This is a genomic window from Kitasatospora sp. NBC_00458, assembly GCF_036013975.1.
GTDB lineage: Bacteria > Actinomycetota > Actinomycetes > Streptomycetales > Streptomycetaceae > Kitasatospora.
The window spans coordinates 3,486,028-3,510,437 of record NZ_CP107904.1 but is presented as its reverse complement, the minus strand read 5'-3'; the positions used below and the strand labels follow the sequence as shown (position 1 = coordinate 3,510,437).

General features: G+C 74.1%; 18 protein-coding genes. 14 read left to right on the top strand and 4 right to left on the bottom strand.

Annotation, left to right across the window (positions count from 1 at the left end; genetic code table 11):
- Positions 1-9 precede the first annotated feature (9 nt).
- Entirely contained in the window at positions 10-519 is a 510-nt protein-coding gene (locus OG550_RS13995) for an Rv3235 family protein (RefSeq protein WP_327677430.1), read from the bottom strand.
- A gap of 501 nt (positions 520-1,020) precedes the next feature.
- Here OG550_RS13995 and OG550_RS13990 point away from each other — a divergent pair.
- The 5 genes from OG550_RS13990 (at position 1,021) to OG550_RS13970 (ending at position 10,784) form a co-directional block, all read left to right on the top strand.
- Positions 1,021-2,106 (top strand): patatin-like phospholipase family protein, encoded by a 1,086-nt coding sequence (locus OG550_RS13990; protein ID WP_327677428.1) that lies wholly within the window; start codon positions 1,021-1,023, stop codon positions 2,104-2,106.
- 263 nt (positions 2,107-2,369) lie between these two features.
- Positions 2,370-2,879, top strand: coding sequence for a DUF6912 family protein (locus OG550_RS13985; RefSeq protein ID WP_327677426.1), 510 nt, complete (start codon positions 2,370-2,372; stop codon positions 2,877-2,879).
- A gap of 108 nt (positions 2,880-2,987) precedes the next feature.
- A complete protein-coding gene (locus OG550_RS13980) occupies positions 2,988-3,644 on the top strand; it encodes an HAD family hydrolase (protein ID WP_327677424.1) in 657 nt (218 codons plus the stop codon).
- Positions 3,645-3,902: 258 nt separating this feature from the next.
- Positions 3,903-5,528: an L-glutamate gamma-semialdehyde dehydrogenase gene (pruA, locus tag OG550_RS13975; RefSeq protein WP_327683876.1), complete on the top strand. Its 1,626-nt coding sequence runs from the start codon at positions 3,903-3,905 to the stop codon at positions 5,526-5,528.
- Between the two features lie 309 nt (positions 5,529-5,837).
- A complete protein-coding gene (locus tag OG550_RS13970; protein ID WP_327677422.1) occupies positions 5,838-10,784 on the top strand; it encodes an NAD-glutamate dehydrogenase in 4,947 nt (1,648 codons plus the stop codon).
- A gap of 69 nt (positions 10,785-10,853) precedes the next feature.
- Here OG550_RS13970 and OG550_RS13965 read toward each other — a convergent pair whose 3' ends face one another.
- Together OG550_RS13965 and OG550_RS13960 are read right to left on the bottom strand one after the other, a co-directional pair.
- Entirely contained in the window at positions 10,854-11,714 is an 861-nt protein-coding gene (locus tag OG550_RS13965) for a hypothetical protein (protein WP_327677420.1), read from the bottom strand.
- A 177-nt stretch (positions 11,715-11,891) separates the two neighbouring features.
- Positions 11,892-12,329: an ATP-binding protein gene (locus OG550_RS13960; RefSeq protein ID WP_327677418.1), complete on the bottom strand. Its 438-nt coding sequence runs from the start codon at positions 12,327-12,329 to the stop codon at positions 11,892-11,894.
- A 230-nt stretch (positions 12,330-12,559) separates the two neighbouring features.
- Between OG550_RS13960 and OG550_RS13955 the strand changes: the two genes are divergently transcribed.
- From OG550_RS13955 to OG550_RS13930, 6 genes are all read left to right on the top strand, one after another.
- Complete coding sequence (locus tag OG550_RS13955; RefSeq protein ID WP_327677416.1) at positions 12,560-13,444, top strand: helix-turn-helix domain-containing protein; 885 nt, start codon at positions 12,560-12,562, stop codon at positions 13,442-13,444.
- A complete protein-coding gene (locus tag OG550_RS13950; RefSeq protein ID WP_327677414.1) occupies positions 13,441-13,656 on the top strand; it encodes a DUF397 domain-containing protein in 216 nt (71 codons plus the stop codon). The genes OG550_RS13955 and OG550_RS13950 overlap by 4 nt, the downstream gene beginning before the upstream one ends.
- Positions 13,657-13,771: 115 nt before the next feature.
- Positions 13,772-14,002, top strand: coding sequence for a hypothetical protein (locus tag OG550_RS13945; RefSeq protein WP_327677412.1), 231 nt, complete (start codon positions 13,772-13,774; stop codon positions 14,000-14,002).
- On the top strand, positions 13,999-14,259 hold the full coding sequence (locus OG550_RS13940; protein WP_327677410.1) for a Txe/YoeB family addiction module toxin: 261 nt from the start codon (positions 13,999-14,001) through the stop codon (positions 14,257-14,259). The genes OG550_RS13945 and OG550_RS13940 overlap by 4 nt, the downstream gene beginning before the upstream one ends.
- A 95-nt stretch (positions 14,260-14,354) precedes the next feature.
- Positions 14,355-14,984: an RNA polymerase sigma factor gene (locus OG550_RS13935; RefSeq protein ID WP_327677408.1), complete on the top strand. Its 630-nt coding sequence runs from the start codon at positions 14,355-14,357 to the stop codon at positions 14,982-14,984.
- Positions 14,981-16,048, top strand: a complete 1,068-nt coding sequence (locus OG550_RS13930) for a CU044_5270 family protein (RefSeq protein ID WP_327677406.1) — start codon at positions 14,981-14,983, stop codon at positions 16,046-16,048. The genes OG550_RS13935 and OG550_RS13930 overlap by 4 nt, the downstream gene beginning before the upstream one ends.
- A 134-nt stretch (positions 16,049-16,182) precedes the next feature.
- Here OG550_RS13930 and OG550_RS13925 read toward each other — a convergent pair whose 3' ends face one another.
- Positions 16,183-19,032 (bottom strand): FtsK/SpoIIIE domain-containing protein, encoded by a 2,850-nt coding sequence (locus OG550_RS13925; RefSeq protein WP_327677404.1) that lies wholly within the window; start codon positions 19,030-19,032, stop codon positions 16,183-16,185.
- Positions 19,033-19,525: 493 nt separating this feature from the next.
- On the opposite strand from OG550_RS13925, the gene OG550_RS13920 reads away from it, so the two are divergent.
- From OG550_RS13920 to OG550_RS13910, 3 genes are all read left to right on the top strand, one after another.
- Positions 19,526-21,547, top strand: a complete 2,022-nt coding sequence (locus OG550_RS13920) for a serine/threonine-protein kinase (protein WP_327677403.1) — start codon at positions 19,526-19,528, stop codon at positions 21,545-21,547.
- Positions 21,548-21,665: 118 nt separating this feature from the next.
- The gene (locus OG550_RS13915; protein ID WP_327677402.1) at positions 21,666-22,844 is read left to right on the top strand and encodes a GH12 family glycosyl hydrolase domain-containing protein; all 1,179 of its coding nucleotides are present in this window, start codon (positions 21,666-21,668) and stop codon (positions 22,842-22,844) included.
- Between the two features lie 248 nt (positions 22,845-23,092).
- Positions 23,093-24,352, top strand: a complete 1,260-nt coding sequence (locus OG550_RS13910; protein WP_327677401.1) for a serine/threonine-protein kinase — start codon at positions 23,093-23,095, stop codon at positions 24,350-24,352.
- The last annotated feature ends 58 nt before the right edge of the window (positions 24,353-24,410 follow it).

The following is a 24,410-nucleotide window of genomic DNA, read 5'->3' as shown; positions in this document are numbered from 1 at the left end:
GGGGCGCGTTCACCGGGCCTCCACGGCGGTGCACTGCCACTGGCCGGCCGGTCCGCGCGGCTCCAGCCGGAACGCCACCACGTGGTGCCGGCTGCCGAGGTCGACCCGGACGCAGGCCTCGACGGCGTCCGGCGAGGGCGAGCGGTCGTGCACCGGGCCGAGTCTCGGCCGCTCGCCGGTGCGGGTCCGGCGCAGCGTGCCGGACCTGACGAGGGCGGAGAGCTGGCCGTAGCCGTCCAGCGTGGTGTGGCGCAGCAGCTGTCCGGACGGCCGGGTGCCGGTGAGCACCTCCACCAGCTGGTGCGCGAACCGGGCGCTCAGCCCGGTGCGCGGGTCGCGGCCGGGTGGGGCGGCGCAGTCGGCCCTGGGGTGGCGCGGACGCCGTTCGGCCTGCGGGGCGCGGCAGCTCCGGGGAGTGGCGCGCGGGCGGTGCGGACGTGCCGACAGCACCATGGGAGGGACGGCGGGCCTGACGGACGGCGGGAGCGGCGCGGTGGTGCGGTCGGGGCATGTGGTCATGGGCCTTCCTCGGTGCGGGTGGTGCGAGTACGGACGGGTCCTTGGTAGCGGTGGCCCACGCGGGGCGGCAACCGGGTTCCCGAGCGGGGCGGGGGCGCTCGAAAGTTCACCTATCCGGGTGAGACGGTCGGTGTGGCAACGGCCGGCGGAGCGGCCGGGGCGGGTCGGCGCCGCCGTGCCGCGCCGAGCCGGAAGGCCCGAAAGAGGACGGTCGGATCGCCGGTACGGCGGCGGGACGGGGCGCCGGACCGAGGCCGGGACCGAGGCCGGGACGGTACCGGCGGCGCGGTGCCGCGTTGCGCGGTCGGCCGGTCGGCGCGCACCATCGGAGCCTGACCTGAACCCGAGACCGAACCGGAGCCCGGGACCGAGCAGGAGCCCGAACCGGAGCCCGAGCAGGAGCCCGGACCCCGGCAGGGGCCGGACGGGAGGCGGCACGCGGCCGGTCCCGGACGGCCACCGCCCCGAGCACCACCGCCCCGACGACGACAGGCGGCCGGCATGACGACACGGGTATCGACGACACCGCTGTCCGGCGCGCGCGCGACGGGGCCCGGCGGCTCCGGCGGCACTCCCCGGCGCGGGCTGGTGCTGGGCGGCGGCGGCATGCTCGGCGCCGCCTGGACGGTCGGCGCGCTGTGCGCCGTCGAGGAGTCGGCCGGCTGGCGGCCCGGTGACGCCGAGGTCCTGCTCGGCACCTCCGCAGGCGCGATCCTGGCCGCGCTGCTCGCCGCCGGAGTCGACGCCGAGGGCCTCCGCGACCACCAGCGCGGTCTGCCGGTCGGGGAAGGGCCGCTGGCCGGGATCGCCTTCGACTACGACACGGCGGTCGGCGGCGCGCTTCCGCCCCGGCCGCGGGCCGGCATCGGTTCGCCGGGTCTGCTGCGGGACGCCGTCCGCCACCCGCGCGAGTACCCGCTGCTGACCATGGTCTCGGCGATGGCGCCGCACGGCCGGGGTTCGCTGGATCCGGTCGGCGAGCTGGTCGGGGGCCTGTTCGGCCCGGGCGGCTGGCCGGCCGGGGCGCCGGGTTCGGCTCTGCGGGTCGTCGCGGTGGACTACCGCGGCGGGCACCGGGTGGTCTTCGGGGACGCCGACGCGCCGCCGGCCGACGTCGCCGGTGCGGTGATGGCCTCGTGCGCGATCCCCGGGTGGTTCGCGCCGGTCCGGCTGGACGGCTCGGCGTACGTGGACGGCGGCTGCTGGTCGGCCACCAACGCCGATCTGGCGCTCGGCCGGGGCCTGGACGAGGTGTACGTGCTCGCGCCGATGGCCCTGCGGGACGATCCACCGGGGCGCTCGAAGCCCGGGCCCGGCGTGTCGGACCCGTCGCGCGCCCGGCGCGTGCGGGACCGTCCGCACGGTGTGCTGGCCCGGCTGGTGAGCCGCTACCGCAGGGCGGTGACCCGCCAGCTGCTCCGTGAGGCCCGTCTGCTGCGGGCGAGCGGCGTCCGGGTGCACCTGCTCGCGCCCACGCCGGCGGACCTGGCGGCGATGGGGCCGAACATGATGGATCCGGCCCGCCGGGGCGCGGTCCTGGAGAGCGCGCTGGAGACCTGCCGGGCGGCCCTGGAAGCCGCGCGGTGAACGCGGCGCGCCGGTGGGCGGGCGGTGGGCGGGTGGCGGACAGGGGCGGCGGACCAGGGCAGGAGCGTGCGCGGACGGTCGCGCGCCGGGGTGCACTCCCCTCGGGCGGGATGCCCGCGCGACCATCGGGCCGCACCTCCGGCAGCGTGCGCGGGGTGGGGGAACGGGCGGGAGAACGGACGGGGTGATCACAGCGCGGCGTTCGGCGCTTATTCTTGGGGCGCTGGAAGCTGTGCCGCTGGACGAACCGGAGAGTGCCACCGATGCGCGTGTACGTGCCCACCACCCTGACCGGCCTGGCGGCGGCGCACTCGGGCGGCGCGCTGGAGCAGTCCGCGGCCTACGCCGTGACGCCCGCGCTGCGCGAGTGGTACGTCAGCGACGACCTGGAGGAACTGGAGTACGCGGCGCTGAACAGGGCCGCCCAGTCCTCGCTCCGGCTGCTGGCCGCGGAGCCGGACGCCCCGCGCCGTCGCGTCGTGGTCGCGCTGGACGTGGCCGACTCGGCGGTGAAGCCGTTCCCCGGTGACGAGTACCAGGACCAGGCCTCGCTCGGCCGTGTCGTGCTGGCGGGCCCGGTGAAGCTGGCCAAGGCGGCCGCGGTGCACGCGGACGTCGCCGACGGGGACGTGGTCGCGGACGTCGCGGCGGCGGTCGCGGCCGTGACGGCTGCCGACGCGGGCGACCAGGACGCCCAGTTCACCGTGGACGGCGCCGAGGACCACGACCTGCTCTGGTTCGCGACCCAGGAGATCACCGCGCTGCTCGGCTGAGCCGCCCGGTCCCGCGCCGTCCCGTTCTGCCCGGCTCCGCCCATCGGGCCCGGGCCCGGTGAGCCCCGTCCTACCGGTCTGTCGGTGTCCGGCGTTACCGTTCCCTGCGTGCGCACTCATATCGTCTGGGACTGGAACGGCACGCTCTTCCATGACATGGAGGCGGTGCTCGGCGCGAGCAACGCCGCATTCGCGACCATCGGCGTCGGGCCGATGACGCTGCAGGAGTACCGCGAGCAGTACGAGATCCCGATTCCCCGTTTCTACCAGCGGCTGCTCGGCCGGCTGCCCTCCGACGCCGAGTGGCTGGAGCTGGACGACGCCTTCCACCGCCGCTACCACGAGCTGAGCGCGGCCTGCGGGCTGACCGAGGGCGTGCGGGAGCTGTTGGACGGCTGGCGGGCGGCCGGGCACAGCCAGTCGCTGCTGTCGCTGTACGAGCACGACCGGCTCCTTCCGGTGGTCGACGGGTTCGGCCTGACCGGGCAGTTCCTGCGGGTGGACGGGCGCAGCGGACCGGCCGGCGGGCAGAAGGCGGAGCACCTGGTCCGGCACTTGGCGGCGCTGGCCGGGCACGTGGACCCCGCGCGGACGGTGCTGATCGGGGACGCGGCGGACGACGCGCTCGCCGCGCTGAGCGCGGGGGCGCACGCGGTGCTGTACACCGGCGGCTCGCACACCCGGGAGAAGCTGGAGCCGGTGGGCGTGCCGGTGGTGGACACCCTGGCGGAGGCGGTGGAGCTGGCCGGCCGGCTCGTCGGCTGAGGCGGTTCACGCTCGTCGGCCGAGGCGGGTCCCCGCTCGGCGTCCGGTCGGGACCCGTCGGACGCCCACGAGAGCTCGTCGACGACCCCGGGGCCCACCGGCCCCCCACCCGGGCCGCCCCGAGGCGTGGTGCGTGCCACGTCCACCGTTGGCGTGTCCGGGCGGGCGAACGGCCTCCCCGCTGGTCAGGCTGGAGGGCGTCGGGCCCGTCGTCGGAGCGGGCCGGCCGCCGGACGACGAGCGGAGCCCGCCATGCCCATCGACGCAGTCACCCAGGTCCCGGTCCCGGGCAACGAGCCGGTGCGGACGTACGCGCCCGGCAGCCCGGAGCGGGACCGGCTGGTGCGGCGGCTGGACGAGCTGGCCGCCGAGCCGGTCCCGCTGCCGATGACGATCGGCGGTGAGCAGCGGTTCGGCGGCGGGGAGCGGATCGACGTCGTCCAGCCGCACCACCACGCGGCCAAGCTGGGCGTGCTCGGCAACGCCACCCGGGAGGACGGCCGGGCCGCGGTGGACGCCGCGCTGGCGGCCGGCCGGGAGTGGCGGTCGCTCTCCTTCGACGACCGGGCGGCGGTCTTCCTGCGCGCCGCCGACCTGCTGGCGGGGCCGTGGCGGGACACCCTGAACGCGGCCACCATGCTCGGCCAGTCCAAGACGGCGCAGCAGGCGGAGATCGACTCGGCCTGCGAGCTGATCGACTTCTGGCGGTTCAACGTCGGGTTCGCCCGGCAGGTCCTGGCCGAGCAGCCGGTCTCCTCGCCGGGCGTCTGGAACCGGACGGACCACCGCCCGCTGGAGGGGTTCGTCTACGCGATCACCCCGTTCAACTTCACCGCGATCGCCGGCAACCTGCCGACCGCGCCCGCGCTGATGGGCAACACCGTGGTCTGGAAGCCCGCGCCGACCCAGACCCTGGCCGCCCACCACCTGATGCGGCTGCTGGAGGCCGCCGGGCTGCCGCCCGGGGTGATCAACCTGGTGACCGGCGACGGGCAGCAGCTCTCCGCGGTGGCGCTCGCCGACCCGGCGCTCGCCGGGCTCCACTTCACCGGCTCGACGGCCACCTTCCAGTCGCTCTGGCAGTCGATCGGCGCCAACATCGGCAACTACCGGACGTACCCGCGGATCGTCGGGGAGACCGGGGGCAAGGACTTCCTGCTGGCCCACCGCTCGGCCGACCCGGGGATCCTGAAGACCGCGCTGATCCGCGGCGCCTTCGAGTACCAGGGCCAGAAGTGCTCCGCGCTGTCCCGCGCGTACCTGCCGCGCAGCCTCTGGCAGCGGATCAAGGACGACTTCCTCGCCGAGGTGGACGCGCTGGCCGTCGGCGACGTCAGCGACCTGTCGAACTTCATGGGCGCGCTGATCGACCGGCGGGCGTTCGAGAGGAACCGGGACGCGATCGAGCGGGCCAAGGGCGACCCGGCGGTGGAGCTGGCGGCCGGCGGCCAGTACGACGACGCGATCGGCTGGTTCGTCCGCCCGACCGTGCTGGTCTCCTCGGACCACCGCAACGAGATGTTCCGGACCGAGTACTTCGGCCCGATCCTCGCCGTCCACGTCTACGAGGACTCGCGCTGGGAGGACGTGCTGGGCCGGGTCGACTCCGGCGCGCCGTACGGGCTGACCGGTGCGGTGATCGCCCAGGACCGGTACGCGATCGCCCGGGCGGTGGAGGAGCTGCGGTTCGCGGCGGGGAACTTCTACATCAACGACAAGCCGACCGGCGCGGTGGTGGGCCAGCAGCCGTTCGGCGGCGGCCGGGCGTCGGGCACCAACGACAAGGCGGGCGCCGCGCAGAACCTGCTGCGCTGGACCTCGGCCCGGTCGATCAAGGAGACGTTCGTCCCTCCGACCGACCATGTTCACCCGCACATGGGGTGAGTGCGCAAGGCCTTTCGGCTTTCGGCGCAAACCCTCGGGTGGATTGGACAAGGTGTCCAGGACGGACCGATCTTCCTGCGGGTTTGCGCCTCCCTGTCCCCTGACACCTTCGATTGATCCCGTTAGGCTGGCTGGCGTCGTCGGGTGGCTCCGCAGGCCGAACGTCTCGTCCTACCCGCTGTGAGGGTGTTCCATGCGTGCCATGGACTCCTTTCAGCCGGAGGGTGCGGCAGGATTGCGGAAGACCCGGCGGTGGACACCCACACACCACCGAGTCACGCAACGGCGCGCGACAGGAGCCAAGAAGTCATGCAGACCAAGCTGGACGCAGCCAAGGCCGAACTGCTCAGGAAGGCAGCAGCAGCCGCTGAGAACAGCCAGGTGGGGGGAGCGGCGCCGGGCGAGGGTCTGAGCAACGGCGCTCTGACCGCGTACCTGCACCACTACTACCTCCACACCGCCCCCGAGGACCTGGTCGACCGCGACCCGGTCGACGTGTACGGCGCGGCCGCCTCCCACTACCGCCTCGGCCTCAAGCGGCCGCAGGGCAGCGCCGAGGTGCGGGTGCACACCCCCTCGGTCGAGGAGAACGGCTGGTCGTGCGGCCACACCGTGGTCGAGGTCGTCACCGACGACATGCCCTTCCTGGTCGACTCGGTCACCAACGAGCTGTCCCGCCAGGACCGCGCGATCCACGTCGTCATCCACCCGCAGCTGGTGGTCCGCCGTGACATCACCGGCAAGCTGCTGGAGATCCTCGACGTCGACGCCTGCGCCCGCAGCCAGGCCGCCGGCGCCGAGTGGCCGGCCGACGCGATCGTCGAGTCGTGGATGCACATCGAGATCGACCGCGAGACCGACCGCGAGGACCTGCGCGCGATCGAGACCGACCTGCGCCGCGTGCTCGGTGACGTCCGCGAGGTCGTCGAGGACTGGGGCAAGATGCGCGACTCCGCGCTCCGCCTCGCCGACGAGCTCGCCGAGGTGCCCCCGACCGGCCTGCCCGAGCAGGAGGTCGGCGAGGCCTGGGAGCTGATGCGCTGGCTCGCCGACGACCACTTCACCTTCCTCGGCTACCGCGAGTACGACCTGGTCGAGCACGAGGGCGAGGAGGTCCTCAAGGCCGTCGCCGGGACCGGCCTCGGCATCCTGCGCTCCGACCCGATCGGCCACGACGACCAGCACCACGCCGTCAGCGAGGCCTTCGGCCGGCTCTCCGCGCCGGTGCGCGCCAAGGCGCACGAGAAGACGCTGCTCGTCCTCACCAAGGCCAACAGCCGCGCCACCGTGCACCGCCCGTCCTACCTCGACTACGTCGGCGTGAAGAAGTTCGACGCCAACGGCGAGGTCATCGGCGAGCGCCGCTTCCTCGGCCTGTTCTCGGCCGCCGCGTACACCGAGTCGGTCAACCGCATCCCGGTGGTCCGCCGCAAGGTCCAGGACGTCATCGCCGAGTCCGGCTTCTCCAGCGAGAGCCACGACGGCCGCGACCTGCTGCAGATCCTGGAGACCTTCCCCCGGGACGAGATCTTCCAGACCGCGGCCGACGAGCTGCTCCAGATCGCCACGAGCGTGCTGTACCTCCAGGAGCGCCGCAAGCTCCGCCTCTTCCTGCGCCAGGACGAGTACGGGCGCTACTTCTCGGCGCTGGTCTACCTGCCGCGCGACCGCTACACCACCCGCATCCGGCTGCGCCTGATGGACATCCTGATGCAGGAGCTCAACGGCGCCTCGATCGACTACACGGTCTGGTCGACGGAGTCGGTGCTGACCCGACTGCACTTCGTGGTCCGGGTGACCCCGGGCAGCGAGCTGCCGCACCTGAGCGACGCCGAGGTCGAGCGGATCGAGGCCAAGCTGGCCGAGGCCGCCCGGTTCTGGATGGACGGCTTCAACGACCAGCTGCACGTCGAGCTGGGCGAGGAGAAGGCCGCCGAGCTGTCCCGCAAGTACGCCAACGCCTTCCCCGACGGCTACCGCGCCGACTTCACCGCGCGCACCGCCGTCGCCGACCTCAAGCAGATCGAGGCGCTGCACGGCGAGGGCGACTTCCGGCTCAACCTGTACCAGCCGGTCGGGGCCGGCGACGACGAGCGCCGCTTCAAGATCTACCGGGTGGGCGGCCCGATCTCGCTCACCGAGGTGCTGCCGGTCCTCCAGCGGCTCGGCGTCGAGGTGCTGGACGAGCACCCGTACGCGCTGACCCGCTCCGACCACACCACCGCGTGGGTCTACGACTTCGGCCTGCGGCTGCGCGAGGCCGTCGAGCTGACCGACGAGGCGCGCGAGCGCTTCCAGGAGACCTTCGCCGCCACCTGGACCGGCAAGGCCGAGAACGACGGCTTCAACGAGCTGGTCCTGACCGCCGGGCTGACCTGGCGCCAGGCGATGATGCTGCGCGCGTACGCCAAGTACCTGCGCCAGGCGGGCTCCACGTTCTCCCAGGACTACATGGAGGACGCGCTCCGCAACAACATGCACACCACGCGCCTGCTGGTGAACCTCTTCGAGGCCCGGCTGAGCCCCAGCCACCAGCAGGGGGCCCTCGAACTGACCGAGGGGATCATCGAGGAGCTGTCCGGCGCGCTGGACGAGGTCGTCTCGCTGGACGAGGACCGCATCCTGCGCTCGTTCCTGCACCTGATCAAGGCCACCCTGCGGACCAACTTCTTCCAGCACGACGGCTCGGGCGAGTGGCACTCGTACGTGTCGATGAAGTTCGACCCGAAGGCCATCCCGGACCTGCCGGCCCCGCGCCCGGCGTTCGAGATCTGGGTCTACTCGCCGCAGGTCGAGGGCGTGCACCTGCGCTTCGGCAAGGTCGCCCGCGGCGGCCTGCGCTGGTCCGACCGGCGTGAGGACTTCCGGACCGAGATCCTCGGCCTGGTCAAGGCGCAGATGGTGAAGAACACCGTCATCGTGCCGGTCGGCGCCAAGGGCGGCTTCGTCGCCAAGCAGCTGCCGGACCCGTCGGTGGACCGCGACGCCTGGCTGGCCGAGGGCGTTTCGTCCTACAAGACGTTCATCTCGGCGCTGCTGGACATCACCGACAACCTGGTCGGCGGCGAGGTCGTCCACCCGGCCGACGTGGTCCGTCACGACGAGGACGACACCTACCTGGTCGTCGCCGCCGACAAGGGCACCGCGACCTTCTCCGACATCGCCAACGGCGTCGCCGAGTCGTACGGCTTCTGGCTGGGCGACGCGTTCGCCTCCGGCGGCTCGGCCGGCTACGACCACAAGGGCATGGGCATCACCGCCCGCGGCGCCTGGGAGTCCGTCAAGCGCAACTTCCGCGAGCTCGGCGTCGACACCCAGTCCGAGGACTTCACCGTCATCGGCATCGGCGACATGTCCGGCGACGTCTTCGGCAACGGCATGCTGCTCAGCGAGCACATCCGCCTGGTCGCCGCCTTCGACCACCGGCACATCTTCCTCGACCCCAACCCGGACGCGGCCGCCTCCTACGCCGAGCGCCGCCGCCTCTTCGAGCTGCCCCGCAGCTCCTGGGACGACTACGACAAGTCGCTGATCTCGGCCGGCGGCGGCGTCTTCCCGCGCAGCGCCAAGTCCATCCAGCTCAGCTCGCAGGTCCGGGCCGCGCTCGGCGTCACCGAGAGCCGGCTCACCCCCGCCGAGCTGATGAAGGCCGTCCTCCAGGCGCCCGTCGACCTGTTCTGGAACGGCGGCATCGGCACCTACATCAAGGCCTCCACCGAGACCAACGCCGAGGTCGGCGACAAGGCCAACGACGCGATCCGGGTCAACGGCGAGCAGGTCCGCGCCCGCGTCATCGGCGAGGGCGGCAACCTCGGCTGCACCCAGCTCGGCCGCATCGAGTACGCGGCGACCGGCGGCCCGCAGAGCGCCGGCGGCTGGATCAACACCGACGCCATCGACAACTCGGCCGGCGTGGACACCTCGGACCACGAGGTCAACATCAAGATCCTGCTCAACCAGATCGTCGCCGACGGCGACATGACGGTGAAGCAGCGCAACACCCTGCTCGCCGAGATGACCGACGAGGTCGGCCACCTCGTCCTGCGCAACAACTACGCGCAGAACGTGGTGCTGGCCAACGCCGTCGCCCAGGCGCACAGCATGGTCAACGTCCACTCCCGGATGATCAACCGCCTGGAGTCGGCCGGCCAGCTCGACCGGGGCCTGGAGTTCCTGCCCGCCGAGCGGCAGATCCGCGAGCGCCAGCAGAACGGCCGCGGCCTCTCCCAGCCGGAGATGTCGGTGCTGCTCGCCTACACCAAGATCACCCTGGCCGACGAGCTGCTCGCCACCGAGCTGCCCGACGACCCGTTCTTCCGCACCGCGCTGCACGACTACTTCCCGAGCGCGCTGCGGGCCCGGTTCGCCGAGCAGATCGACCAGCACGCGCTGCGCCGCGAGATCATCACCACGCTGATCGTCAACGACACGATCAACCGCGGTGGCTGCACCTTCGCCTTCCGCCTGAAGGAGGAGACCGGCGCCACCTACGAGGAGATCGCCCGGACGCACACCGCCGCGCGGGCCGTCTTCGGCCTGGAGGAGATCTGGGGCGAGATCGAGGCCCTGGACAACAAGGTCCCGGCCCGCGCCCAGACCAAGATGCGCCTGCACTCGCGCCGCCTGGTCGAGCGCGCCACCCGGTGGATGCTCAACAACCGGCGCCAGCCGCTCGACATCGCCGCCACCATCGAGTTCTTCCACGACCGGGTCAACCTGGTCTGGGGCTCGCTGCCCAAGCCGCTCCGCGGCGAGGACCTGGCCTGGTTCGAGTCGGTCTACAACGAGCTGGCCGAGGCCGGTGTGCCGGAGGCGCTCGCCACCCGGATCGCGGGCCTCTCCTCGACCTTCCCGACCCTGGACGTCACCGAGGTCGCGGACCGGTCCGGCAAGGACGTCGCCGACGTCGCCGAGCTCTACTACGACCTCGCCGACCGCCTGCAGATCACCCACCTGCTCGACCGCATCATCGAGCTGCCCCGCACCGACCGCTGGTCGTCGATGGCCCGCGCCGCCATCCGCGAGGACCTCTTCGCGGCCCACGCGGCCCTGACCGCCGACATCCTGGCCTGCGGCCCCGACGGCGCCACCCCCGAGGAGCGCTACAGCGCCTGGGCGGACCTCAACTCCACCCTGCTGAACCGGGCGAAGAGCACGCTCGACGACATAAGGGGTTCGGACAACTACGAGCTGTCCAGCCTCTCGGTCGCGATGCGCGTCATCCGCACCCTGCTCCGCACGGGTTCGATGCGCTGACGGACGGCTGTTCCACGGCGGGCCCGCGTCCTCGGACGCGGGCCCGCCGCTTTGCGCGGCCGCGCACGTTCACCCGGGGGAGCCGCCTGCGGTGACCGCGCCGGCCGGGCCCGGGCGGCCGCGGAGGGCGGCGCGGGCGCGGGCCGCACCCGTGGAGGCGGCGGCGGGGACGGCGGCGGCGGGGGTTCTCGGGACGAGGCCGGCGCACGGGCGGCAGATGCCGGGGCGGGGGACCGGGTCGTGGCAGCGGGCGCACTCGGCGTACGAGGCGGGCGGTCCTTCGGCACGCGGGGGCGGCAGTTTGCGGCGGAGGCGACTGCGGATCAGGGCGGCGGGGGAGTGCAGGGGCGAGGGCAGGCCGGGGAGCAGGGCGTGCGCCAGGTCGGTGGCGGTGCTGCCGCCGTCGAGCCACCGGGTGACGAGGGGTGCGAGCGTCTGCGCCTCGGCGAGCCCGAGGCGCAGACGCGGTTCGGGCCGGATCGCGCGGAACAGGGCCGCGACGGCGGTGCGGGTCTGTTCGTCGGGCAGCCCCGCGGGGAGGGCGGGTTCTTGCACCGGGTTCTTTACGGGAGGGGCGTCAGCGCGGCCGGTGCTCCGTTCACCGGCGACCGGGTGGGCGGCACACGGTGAGGGGCCGAGCTGAGGGGTGTCGAAGACGTGGGCCTCGGAGCGGATGGTGCCGTCGGGCCGCCGGACCCGGTGGACGCGGTAGTACCCGGCGTCCGTCAGCTCCTTGAGGGCGCGGCGGAGGGTTCCGCGCCCCTGTGGACTGCTGTCGGCCATCTGGCGCCCGTCCTCGCGCCAGCCGTCCGGGCGGGAGAGCAGGTCGGCGAGCAGGCCGCGGGCGGTGTAGCTGAGGCGGCGGTCCTGCAACAGGCCGTTGGGAAGTACGGTGAAAGAGCGCGCGTGGGCGCTACGATGAATCTGCATGTGGAGTGCTTGCTCCTGTGCCGGACCCCGGGGTGTTAGCGCACCGCCGGGGTCTTCTATGTTCTGTTGATGATGCGGAAAGTAGCACATCCGACACGGTGAGTGCGAAGCGTTCGGGGGAATCGGAAGTGGGCGGGGCCGACGCGGTCGTCTCGGCCCCGCCCTCGGCTATCGGGCTCACGTCGCGTCGCCGATCGACCCGGGGCCGCACTCGCACCAGACCACCTTGCCGATCCCGTCCGGGCGCGGCGCGTGCCCCCACGCGAGCGCGAGGGCCTCGACGAGGAGCAGGCCGCGCCCGCACCCGTCGGTCGCGGCCGGCTGCCGGGGGACGGGCGGACGGTCGCCCGCATCGTGCACCTCGATGCGGAGCCGGGTGTCGTCGACGGCGAAGAGCACCCGGATCAGCCGCCCGGGCATTCCGGAGTGCAGCACGGCGTTGCCGACCAGCTCGGACGTGAGCAACTCGCCGACCTCCGTGAAGCGGTGGCCGTCCGGCACGGTATCGAGGAGCTCGCGAAGCATCCGCCGCGCGAGCTGCGGCGATCTGCGGGAGCGCGGGAACCAGGAGTCGCGGGCAGCGGTGGGGTCGGTGGGCCGGTCGGTTCCGGGCATGGGGGAGCCACCTCCGGTGGGGTTGGGGTGTCGGGGATCCGATGACGGGATCGGGCATAGGAATGCCCGGCGGACGGTTCGCAGTAGTCACGCTTTGTATTGCGATCGCCTACGCCAGGTAGCATGCTCCCGCTTCGAGATCGTTTGCAACGTTTCCCGGAGAAACAGCTGCATCGATTGCCCGCGCGCCCTCGGAGGGCGCAGACTGACCGCTGATCAGAGGAGAGCGCATGCAGGGAGAGCGTCCGTCGAGTGCGCCATCAACAGTGCTGGGGCGGCAGTTGGGCGATGAGCTGCGCACCATGCGGGAGCGCGCCGGCCTGACGACCTCGGCCGTCGCGGTCGAACTGGATTGCACCAAAGGCAAGATCTCGCGAATCGAGAACGGTCGCAGCCCGGTCCGGACACCTGATCTCGCGGCGATGCTCCGGCTGTACGGAGTCGACGAACGGGCAGTTCATGAACGTCTGGCCGAGTTGGCTCGTACGGCGAACAAGCGGCGCCGCGGGAGCGGTTGGTGGAACGAGTACGGCGGTGTGCTCGCGGACACCTACCGCGACTTCATCGAGTTGGAGGCCTCGGCGTCGTCGCTGCGGACCTTCCAGAGCCAGATGATTCCGGCGCTCCTGCAGACTCCGGACTATGCGCGTGCGCTCACGGTGGCGGGCCGCCGGTGGAAGCAGCCCGAAGAGATCGAGCAGTTCGTGACGGTCAGGCTGATACGGCAGAACCGGCTCACCGCCGACGATCCGCTGTCCGTCTGGGTCGTTCTGGCGGAAGGTGCGCTACGACAGCAAGTCGGCGGGCCGGAGGTCATGAAAGCGCAGCTCGATCACTTGGCAAGGTCGGCAGCCATGCCCAACGTGACCGTGCAGGTGGTTCCGTTCCGAGTAGGCGCGCATGCCAGCATGGCTGGACCGTACGTGATCCTGGGATTCCCCTCCGAGGCTGCGATGGATGTGGTCCTGCTGGACAACCCCTCGGGCTCGATGTGGCTTGAGGGCGCAAAGGAGGTGGAGGCGTATCAGGAGCTCTGGGACGATGTCCGCACCAAAGCGCTCTCACCCGTGGAATCCCTGGAACTGATCAACTCGATCAAGGAGTTCGGCGCATGACCCAGACTTTCGACCACTCTGCGGCCAGGTGGAGGAAGAGCTCGTTCAGTGGGCCCGACAACGAGTGCATCGAGGTGGCGGACGGCTTCTCCGGGGTGCTTCCGGTGCGGGACTCCAAGGATCCGCAGGGGCCGGCACTCGTCTTCTCCGCCGCCGCCTGGGCGGCGTTCGTCGCCGGTGTCCGGGCCGGGGAGTTCGGCGCCGGCGGCTGAGCGGACCGCTCCGGCGGGCCCGCGTCCTCGGACGCGGGCCCGGGGTTCCGGGGCGTGTCCCCGCTGGGGTGGTCGGCGTTATCTTTGGTGTGAGCCGCCCAGCGAAGGAGTCCGGATGGCCACCGCGCCCGACTACAGCGACCTCTACGCACTCATCGAGCACCTGGAACCCGAGCAGGTCGAGGAGGTGCGCAGCCACGTGCTGCGCCTGGTCAAGGACACGGCTGAGCCGGATGAGACCGAGTACCTCCTGCGTTCGCCGGAGAACGCCCGGCGCCTGCTCGCCTCGCGGCAGGCGGCGGCCGGTGGCAGGTTCGAGTACCGCGACTTGGTGGACGACGAGTGAAGCTGGCGTTCACCGCTGAGGGCTGGGACGACTACCTGTATTGGCAGGCGACCGACAAGAAGGTCCTCCGGAAGCTCAACGAACTGATCAAGGACGCGGTACGTGACCCGTTCAGGGGCTTGGGCAAGCCGGAACCGCTCAAGGGAGACCTGGCGGGACTCTGGTCGCGGCGGATCACGGACGAGCACCGACTGGTCTACGAACCCGCCGCGAACGAGCTGATCGTTCACCAGGCCCGGTATCACTACTCGCGCTGATCGTTACTCCACGGCGGGCCCGCGTCCTCGGACGCGGGCCCGCCGTGTTGTGCTGTGGGTGGGAACTCAGGGCGGTGCTGCGGACAGGTGGGGGTGTGGAGCTGTCACAGCGGGGCCGGATACGGGATGGGGACCAGTGGGCGTTCGGGGAGCTGTTCGACGAGACGGCAGGTGACCTGTACCGCTACGCGGTGCGGGTGTCGGGGGACTGGGCGGTCGCCGAGGACGTCGTCCAGCTGACCTTCCTGGAGGCGTGGCGGCTGCGGCACAAGCTGCACGCGGGCGACGAGTCGGTCCGCCCCTGGCTGTTCGGGGTCGCCGCCAACGTGCTGCGCAACACGGCCCGCGCGGCCCGGCGGCACCGGGCCGCGATGGAGCGGCTGCCGGAGCGCGACGTGGTGCCGGACTTCGCCGACGAGCTGGTCGGCCGGTTGGACGACAGCGCCCAGCTGGCGGCCGCGCGGCGGGCGCTGGGCCGCCTCCGGAAGGCCGAGCGGGACGTGTTCGGGCTCTGCGTCTGGGCCGACCTGGACTACGCGAGCGCCGCCGAGGCCCTCGGGGTGCCGATCGGCACGGTGCGTTCGCGGCTCTCGCGCGCCCGGAAGAAGCTCCGCGCGCTGGCCGACGAGGAATTGGGGAACGGGCGGGAACTCCGCACGGAGGCCGGACAGGTACCGGGTGGCCGCACCGAAGCGGCCCGGTCGATACGGGAGACCAACCGATGAACGAGCACGAACGTGCCGAACTGGCGCGGCTGCTGCCGCCGCCGGCGCGGCCCGAACTCTCCTCCGACCGCCACCGGCTGTTGAGGGGACATCTGATGACCGAGATCAGGGAGACCGAGCCCGCCCGGGTGCGACGCGGGAAGCTGGGCTGGGTGGCGATCCCGGCACTGGCGGGGGGCCTCGTGCTGACCCTGCTGCTGACCGGCCAGGACGACGGCGGCCGCTCGGCCGGGCAGCAGGCCCGGCAGCAGTCCCAGTCCCAGGGCGTCGTCGGCACCGGCACGCTGAACGCCGACCCGGTCGCCGCCGTGCGGCTGCTGACCCAGGCCGCCGACACCGCCGCCGGCAAGCCCGACCCGAAGCCCGGCAAGAAGCAGTACGTCTACGTGGAAAGCCTGGTGTCCTTCGCCAGCACCAACCTGGCCACCGGCGAGTCGACCATCGAGGCGCCGCACCGCCGCCAGATCTGGCTCTCGGCGGACGGCAGCCAGTGGGGCGTGCTGAAGGAGGAGGGGAGGTCCCGGGAGACGGGCGAGCGCAAGAGCGGGGACAAGCGCCCCGCGCCGCGCACCGACGGCGGCGAGTGGCTCGACCCGACCACCAAGCCGAGCCTGAACGGGCCGACGTACGAGTACCTGGCCGGGCTGACGACCGATCCGGACGCGCTGCTGAAGAAGATCTACGCGGAGACCAAGGGCCAGGGCAGGACTCCCGACCAGGAGGCCTTCACCACCATCGGCGACCTGCTGCGCGAGCAGCTGGCGCCGCCGGCGGTCAGCGCGGCGCTCTACCGCGCGGCGGCGAAGATCCCCGGGGTCACCGTGGTCGACGACTCGGTGGACGCCTCGGGCCGGCACGGGGTGGCCGTGGCGCACGTGGACAGCGGCGTCCGGAGCGAGTGGATCTTCGACCCGAAGACCCACGATTTCCTCGGTGAACGCCTGGTCGTCGTCGGCGAGGGCAATGACCTGGGCAAGCCGGGCACGGTGGCCGGGCACTCGGCGGTGCTGGGCCGCGCCGTCACCGACCAGCCCGGCGAGGAGCCGAAGCAGAAGAACGCCTGAGCACGTCACGAGTGAAGCTGTGGGGCCCGGTGGAAGCGGGCCCCACAGCCGTTTCGGTGCCAGGTGGTCAGGTGGTCAGGTGGCCAGGTGGCCAGGTGGCCAGGAGACCGGGAGGCCCGGCCGCCCGGCCCGCCTCAGCGCGCGGCGGCCCGCTGCAGCGCGCTGGCGAGCAGGGCGAGGTCGGTCGGCCCGTTGCCCAGCTCGCGGACCGGGCGGCGGGCCGGCGGAGCCCCCAGCTGGAGCGGGTCTATCGCCACGACGGTGGGCCGCAGGGTGGCGGTGCGCGGGATGCGACCGCTGATCCGGGCGGTCTGGAAGGCCGTGACACCGCCGTCCGGCATCCGCAGGTAGCCGCGGCCCGGTGTCGAGTCCGGCAGCGCGGCGGCGTCGCCGAGGTGGATCAGGAGGTCGGAGTCGGCCGGGTCCTCGGTGCGCAGCGCGATCCGCAGCAGGGCCGCCTCGTCGACCTCGGTGCCGGCGCTCTCCTCCGGCCGGCCGGTGGCGACGGCGAGGTGGACGCCGAGCGGACCCCCGCGCCGGGCGACGGCGGCGAGCGCCCGGGCCAGCGGGCGGCCCGCCGGGGAGGTGGGGGAGAGCAGCGCGTCGTAGTCGTCGACCACCACGACCAGCCGGGCCGGGACCGGGCCGGGGGCGGCGGAGGGCGCGGCGGGCGGTGCCGGCGGTTCCGAGCTGCGCGGCTGGACGATCCGGGCGACGGTCGGTGCGCCGCCCGCGCCGACGGTGGCGGGCACCGGGACGGCCGGTCGGTCGGCGTGGGCGGTGTCGCCCTCCGGCACGCCGTCGAGGATGCGGGCGGCGTGCCAGGAGGCGAAGTCCAGTCCGTCGAAGAGCCGCTCGCGCAGGGCCAGCTCGTCCTCCAGCGACTCGGCGGCGAGCAGGGCGGCGCGCGGGTCGGTGGCGGCGTTGACGAGACCGGTGACGTGCGGCAGCTCGGTGCACCCCGCCAGGCCGTCCTCGGAGTCGCGGCCCTCGATGAGGGTGACGGACAGCCGTTCGGGGCGCTCGGAGACCGCCAGCGAGGCGATCAGGGTGCGCAGCAGCTCGGTCTTGCCGGAGCCGCGCGCGCCGCCGACCAGCAGGTGCGGGCCGCCCGGGTCGGGGGAGGGGAGGGTGAGCTCCGGGTCGGCGAGGTCGAGGGTGCAGAGCTCGTCGCGGGTGGTGCCGAGCAGGGCGGTGGCGGCGCTGATGCCGCCGGCGTGCGCGGCCCAGCGGGCGGAGAGCTTGGCGGGGGTGACGGTGTCGAGCTGGAGCAGGTCGAGCAGGCGCAGCGCGTCCGGGAGCGGACCGCGGGCGGCGGGGGTGGCCTCGCGCAGCGGGGCGAGGACGCGGGCCAGCCGTTCGGCCCAGGCGTCGGAGACGGCGTCCAGGGAGACCTCGTGCAGGGTCTCGCGGCCGCGGGCGACCGGCCGGTCGAGTGAGAGCTGGGTGCCGACCTCGCCGGTGATCAGGGCGATGGCGCCGATGCCGCGGGGCAGGAGTTCGGGCTGCTCGGCAAGGCAGATCGGGAAGATGCCGACGGCGGGGCCCTGCCGCAGCAGCAGGTCGAGGGCCTGTCGGGCGGCCGGGGTGCCCGGGCGGCCGTCGACGACGACGACGGTGGCGGGGTGGCCGCCGAGGCCGGTCGGGCCGGTGAGCCGGGTGGTGAGTTCGGTGAGCCGGGCGGTGGCCTGCTCGTCGTCGAGGCCGAGCAGCAGCCGGCAGTCCTGGCCGTCGGTGGGGCGCAGGTGGGGCAGCCAGAGCGCCCAGGCCCAGGTGTCGGCGCGGTCCTGCTGGGCGCGGGCCGGGTCGGCGTCGACGACGACGAGGCTGAGCCCGGTCGGCGGGTGCAGTGCGGCGAGCTGGGCGACGACGGCGCGGGTGAGCGCGTCGAGCCGGTCGCGCGGGCCGCTGAGGCCGAGGCTGCCGGCGGTCTGCAGGTCGAGGGTGACCGGGACGGCGGGGAGCACGGTGCCGGGGGAGGTGCCGGGGCCGCCGGGGCGGTCGGCGGTGCCGAGGCGCAGGGTGAGCGCGTCGGGGTGGCCGGGCCCGCGCTCCCAGAGCCGGGGGCCGGGGCCGAGCGCGTTGAGCAGCAGGGTGGCGAGGTCGGGCCAGCGTTCGCGCTGGGCGGCGGCCTGCCGGGTGCGGACGGCGGCGTGGTGGCGCTCGGCGCTCTCCTGGCCGGGCGGCTCGGCGGCGGAGCGGCCCAGCCGGAGCGAGAGCAGGCCGCGGCCCCGGCCGGCGGGGGGTTCCGGGGCGGCGGGCGGTTCCGCGACGGGCGGTGCGGGGCGGGCGGGCGCGGGGGCGGCGAGCTGGAGGTGGCCGTGGCCGTCGGGGAGTGCGGCGCGGGCGGGCGACCCGGTGCCGTCCGCCGTCTCGGGGCCGGTGATCCGGAGGGTGGACTCGCCGATCCGGAGCAGTCCGGTGCCGTCGAGCGGGACGGCCTCCTCGGGCTGGCCGGCCGGCACGATGCGGCCGTCCACCGTGGTGCCGTTGGTGGAGCCGAGGTCGCGGACGGTCACCGTGCCGTCGTCGGCGAGGTGCAGGGCGAGGTGCAGCCGGGAGACGTCCGGGTCGTCGATCGGGACGTCGGCCTCGCCGGAGCGGCCGACCCGGATCTCGCGGCCGTGCAGGCGGTGCACGCCGCCGGCGTCGGGGCCGCCGACCACCCGGAGCTCGGCGGCGGCCCGGCCGTCGTCGGGGTCGTCGGCGGTCGGGTCGGGTTCGTTGAGGCTGAGGACGGCGCCGTCGAGCAGCGGGGGGTGGCCGAGCAGGGTGTGCTCGTCCACCCGGTGCGCCCCGGCGTAGAGGTGCACGTGGGTGGCGGCCCGCGGGCCGCGCACGCCCACGGCGCCCGCGAGGGCGCCCGCGAGGGAGCCGAGCGCGGTGCCGACGGGCGCGGTGACCAGCACGTCGACGTAGGGGATGGCGGAGCCGGCGACTGCCGGGCCGCTGCGCGGTCGGAGGACGGTCAGCCGGATCTGCATCTCGCCCGCGGTCCCTTCTGCTGGTGTGACGCCTGGTGCCGCTGCCTCGGGCCGTCGCGGGTGCCGTCGGAGTGGCCGCGGCACGGCTTGGGCCACAAGAGTGGCGACTGTCATCCTGCCATCCGTCACGGACAGTCCGCGCACGGTACCGGATTTGACGATCTTGCGATCATCGCCATGTTGGAGGCGACGGAGGGTCAGGTCAACCGCCTCCCGGCCGGTATCCGGGCCGGACCCGGCCGGAGACCCGCCGCAGAGCTCCCGTAGACCCGCCGCAGACCCGCCGCAGACGTCCCGCGGACGCCCCGGACGGCGGCCGGAGACCTCCGGGTCCTTCCCTAGGGGATGTCCCCCAACCCGGGCGAACCCCCTCGCCGGTCGCCTCAAAAACCTGAACGGACACCGTTAGAGTGGCCGGAAACACGGGCCCGGCAGGCTCACCGCACCTGCCGAGGAGCGCCCCGCGCGGGCGGCACGGCGAGGAGTGCGACAGGTGCGGCCAGTCGGCAGCAAGTATCTGCTGGAGGAGACCCTCGGTCGGGGGGCCACCGGCACCGTCTGGCGCGGACGGGTCCGCGCCGACGTCGAGGTGCCCGGCAGCGAGCCGGGCCAGGCGGTCGCGGTCAAGGTCCTGCGCGAGGAGCTCGCCGCCGACCCCGACGTCGTGATGCGCTTCCTGCGCGAGCGCTCGGTGCTGGTCCGGCTCACCCACCCGAACATCGTCAAGGTCCGCGACCTGGTCGTCGAGGGCGAGCTGCTCGCCCTGGTGATGGACCTGATCGACGGCCCCGACCTGGCCCGCTACCTGCGCGGCAACGGCCCGTTCAGCCCGATCGCCGGCGCCCTGCTGATGGCCCAGGTCGCCGACGCGCTGGCCGTCAGCCACGCCGACGGCATCGTCCACCGCGACCTCAAGCCGGCCAACGTGCTGCTCGCCACCGCCGTCGTGGACGGCACCGAGCAGATGCACCCGATGCTGACCGACTTCGGCATCGCCCGGCTCGCCGACTCCCCGGGCATCACCCGCAGCCACGAGTTCGTCGGCACCCCCGCGTACGTCGCCCCGGAGTCCGCCGAGGGCCGCCCGCAGACCTCCGCGGTGGACGTCTACGGCGCCGGGATCATGCTGTACGAGCTGGTCACCGGCCGCCAGCCGTTCCAGGGCGACAACCCGCTGGCCATCCTCCAGGCCCACCTCGCCCAGGAGCCGCAGCGCCCGTCCACCATGCCGGAGCCGCTCTGGACGGTGATCGAGCGCTGCCTGCGCAAGGACCCGGCGCAGCGCCCGAGCGCGGTGACGCTGGCCCGGGCCCTGCGGGTGGTCGCGGCCGGGGTGGGCGTGCACGCCTCCCCGGCGGCGGTGGACGCGGCGCTGTCCGTCGGCACGCTGCTCCAGCCGGACCCGCAGCCCGCCGTGGTGCCGGGCGCCCCGATGGGTGTGCCGGGCGGCCCGTTCGGCACCCCGGGCGGCCCAGGCGCCCCCGGTGCCCCCGGTACCGAGGACCGCACCCAGGTGCTGCCGGCCGGCCAGCCCGCGCAGCCCGGCCAGTACGACCCGGCGGCCGCGACCCGGGTGATGGGCACCCAGCCGCCCCCGTACGACCCGGCCGCCGCCACCCGGCTGATGCCGCCCGTCGGCGCCGTGCCGCCGCCTCCGCCCGGCCCGCCGCAGGCCGAGGCGCCGCACCCGTGGCAGACCCAGCTGCGCGCCGCGCGCGACCGCAACCAGCAGACCGAGATCGGCTACTTCGAGCCCGAGGACTTCGACGCCCCGCCGGTGGCCCCGCCGCCGTACCAGGCCGGCGGCCGCCCGCAGCAGGGCTACCCCGGGCAGCAGCAGCCCCAGCAGCAGCCCCAGCAGCCGCCGGGCGGCTACCGGCAGGGCCCGCCGCCGCCCGGGTACGCCCAGCGCCCGCCGGTCGCCCCGCCGCCCTACCAGGCGCCGCCCGCGGGCCGCCCGCAGCCGCCGGGCGGCTACAACCAGCCGCAGCACGGGCAGCCCCAGCACGGGCAGCCGCAGCACGGGCAGCCCCAGCACGGGCAGCCGCAGCACGGGCAGCCCCAGCACGGGCAGCCGCAGCGCGGCCGCCCGCAGCAGGGCCACCAGCCGCAGCCGTACGGGCAGCAGCCCCCGGCCGCCCCGCAGGGCGGCCACCGTCCCGCGCCGCAGCAGTCGGCCCCGCCCCGGTCGGCCCCGCCCGCGCCGCCGCGCCGGGCCGAGCCGCCGGCGCCCCAGCACCGCGAGCCCCCGCAGCGCCGCGCCGAACCGCCGCAGGAGCCCGCCCGCCGGGAGGCGGCGCCCGCCCGCGAGCGGCGCCCGCGCAGCCGCAACCGGATGTACATCCCGGGCCTCGGCTGCCTGAAGGGCTGCCTGATGGTGCTGCTGGTGCTGGCGGTGGCCGCGGTGGCGCTGTGGAACTTCACCCCGCTGCCGGAGTACTGGGCGAACGTCCAGGGCTGGTTCTCCGACGCGAGCGACTGGGTGGGCCGCAACATCGGCGGATCGAAGAACTGACGGCGGGCCGGAGCACGGCCCGCCGGCCGCCGACGCACCGAACCACCCGACCACCGAACCAACTGGAACACCGAAGTACCGACAACCGAACGACGAGCGGGACATCCGGGGGGATCCGATGGGGTTGAGACACGGTTTCGGCCGGGCGGGCGCGGCGGTGCTGGGCGCCGCCGTGGCGGTGGCGGGGCTGCTGGTGCCGGCCGGTCCGGCGGTGGCGGCGGAGTCGCTGCACTGCGGGCAGTACGAGACGGTGCCGGTGGCCGGCGGCCGGTACCTCGTCGACAACAACAACTACGGCCCCGGGACCGTCCAGTGCCTCGGCACCGACGGCGGTTCCGGGTTCACGGTCCGTTCGTCGAACGCGGCAGCGAGCCCGCCGGCCGGACCGGTGGCGTATCCGGAGATCTTCGACGGCTGCCACTGGAACACCTGTGTCCAGGGCAGCGCGCTGCCGGTCAGGGTCTCCGAGCTGGGGTGGGCCACCAGTGGCTGGTCCACCACGCTGCCCGCCGAGGGCGACTTCAACGTGGCCTACGACCTGTGGTTCAACACCGCCCCGACCACTCCCGCCGACAACGGTCAGCCGGACGGCGCCGAGCTGATGATCTGGCTGGACCGCCGCCCGTCCTCGGCGAGTCCGCCGGGCAGCACCGCCAACATCGGCGGCGCCGGGTACACCAGCTGGCAGCAGACCATCTCCGCCAACGGCCGGGAGTGGCCGATGGTCGCCTACCAGGCACAGTCCCCGACCACCTCGGTCACCGACTTCGACCTGCGGGCCTTCGTCCGTGACGCGGTGGTGCGCGGGGCGATCGAGCCCGAGTGGTACCTGACCTCGGTGGAGGCGGGCTTCGAGATCTGGCGCGGCGGCACCGGCCTGCGGACCGACTCCTTCTCCTCGGACGTCCGGCCCGGCCGTCCGACCGGCCCGGTCGGCGCCCCCGGCGGCCACTGCCTGGCCGACCTGCCCGGTTCCGTCCCGGCCGGCCCGGAGCCGGTCGCGCTGCTGGACTGCGACGGCTCGGCCGCCCAGCAGTGGAGCGTGGAGATCGACGGCACCGTCCGGCACGCGGGCAAGTGCCTGGGCACCGACGGCAACCGGGCCTCGCTCAATCCGTGCAACGGTTCGTCGTACCACGTCTGGCTGGTGGGCCTGGTCGGCGCGCTCTGGAACCAGGGCGCGCAGGGCTGTCTGCGCGACCCGGCCGACGGCGGTGCGTCGGGCGGCTGGGCGGACCTGTCGGGCTGTGACGGGTCGCCGGCCCAGCGCTGGACCCTGCCGACCGCCGTGGTCTGACGACCGCCGTGGCCTGACGACGGGAAGGACGTCCGCACCGATGCCGCACCGGGTGGCGCCGAGGGCCCGGCCGACAACGATATTGACGCTATGTCGACAATTCACAAGATTTCTCGGCTCCCAGTACCCGCCGAGCACCCTCAGGCGGCCCGCGGAGGGCGTCGGGGCGCGTAGGTTGGTCGCTGTTGTCCCGCCCCACCGAGCGCACCGGACCCTCCCGGGACGCTCCCGCCGCCCACGGAGCAGCATTGGCACGCAAGATCGGCAGCCGCTACACCGTCCACCAGGTGATCGGTCGGGGCTCGGCCGGGACGGTCTGGCTCGGTGAGGGCCCGGACGGTCCGGTCGCGGTCAAACTGCTCCGCGAGGACCTGGCGGCCGACCAGGTCCTGGTGGGCCGCTTCGTGCAGGAGCGCGCGGCGCTCACCAGCCTCGACCACCCCCGGGTGGTCGGCGTGCGTGACATGGTCGTCGACGGCAGCGACCTCGCGCTCGTGATGGAACTGGTCCAGGGCACCGACCTGCGCTCCCGGCTGGAACGCGACGGCGCACTCGCCCCGCAGACCGCCGTCTCGGTCATCGCGGACGTCGCCGACGGCCTGGCCGCCGCCCACGCCGCCGGGATCGTGCACCGCGACGTCAAGCCGGAGAACGTCCTGCTCGACCTCGCCGCCGCACCCGGCCCCGGCGGGGCACCGCGCGCCAAACTGACCGACTTCGGCGTGGCCCGCCTGGTCGACGCCCCGCGCCGGACCCGCGCCACCCGGATCATCGGCACCCCCGACTACCTCGCCCCCGAGATCATCGAGGGCCTGGAGCCGCGCGCCGCCGTCGACATCTACGCCCTCGCCACCGTGCTCTACGAGCTGCTGGCCGGCTTCACGCCGTTCGGCGGCGGCCACACCGGCGCGGTGCTGCGCCGGCACGTCACCGAGCAGGTGCCGCCGATCCCCGGCCTGCCCGACGGCCTCTGGCGGATCATCGCCGAGTGCCTGGCCAAGGCCCCCGCCTCCCGGCTGCGCGCCGCCGAGCTGGCCACCCGGCTGCGCGAGCAGCTGCCCGCGCTGGCCGGGCTGCCGGTGCTGGCCGTCCCCCAGCAGGGCCGGCCGGCGGCGGAGGAGCAGCTCACCCCGGGCGAGGCGGTGTACGCCGAGGTGGACGCCGGACCCGGTGTCCACAAGCGCCGGCGCGGCCCGGCCGTCCCGCTGGTCCCCGGGGCGGCCCCGGACTCCACCCGGGACACCCACACCAGCCTGCGCCGCCCCTCCGCCCACGAGCTGGCCTCGTACGCGGCCGAGTCGCGGGCCCAGCGGACCGCCCCCGGCGCGGCCCACCGCCGGGACCGCCAGGCGCTGCTGCGCCGCCGCCGGATGCTGGCCGTCCTGCTGGCCACGGTGCTGCTGCTGGCCGGCGCCGCCGCGGCCTGGACCGCCTTCGCCGCCACCGCGCCGGACGCCGGACCGGGGCCCCGTCCGGCCACCGTCACGACGGCGCCGCGCGCCCCTTAGCGCGCCGCCGGGAGGCCCCCGGGGGCAGTCCCGCCGCGCCGCGCGGGCAGCGGCACGC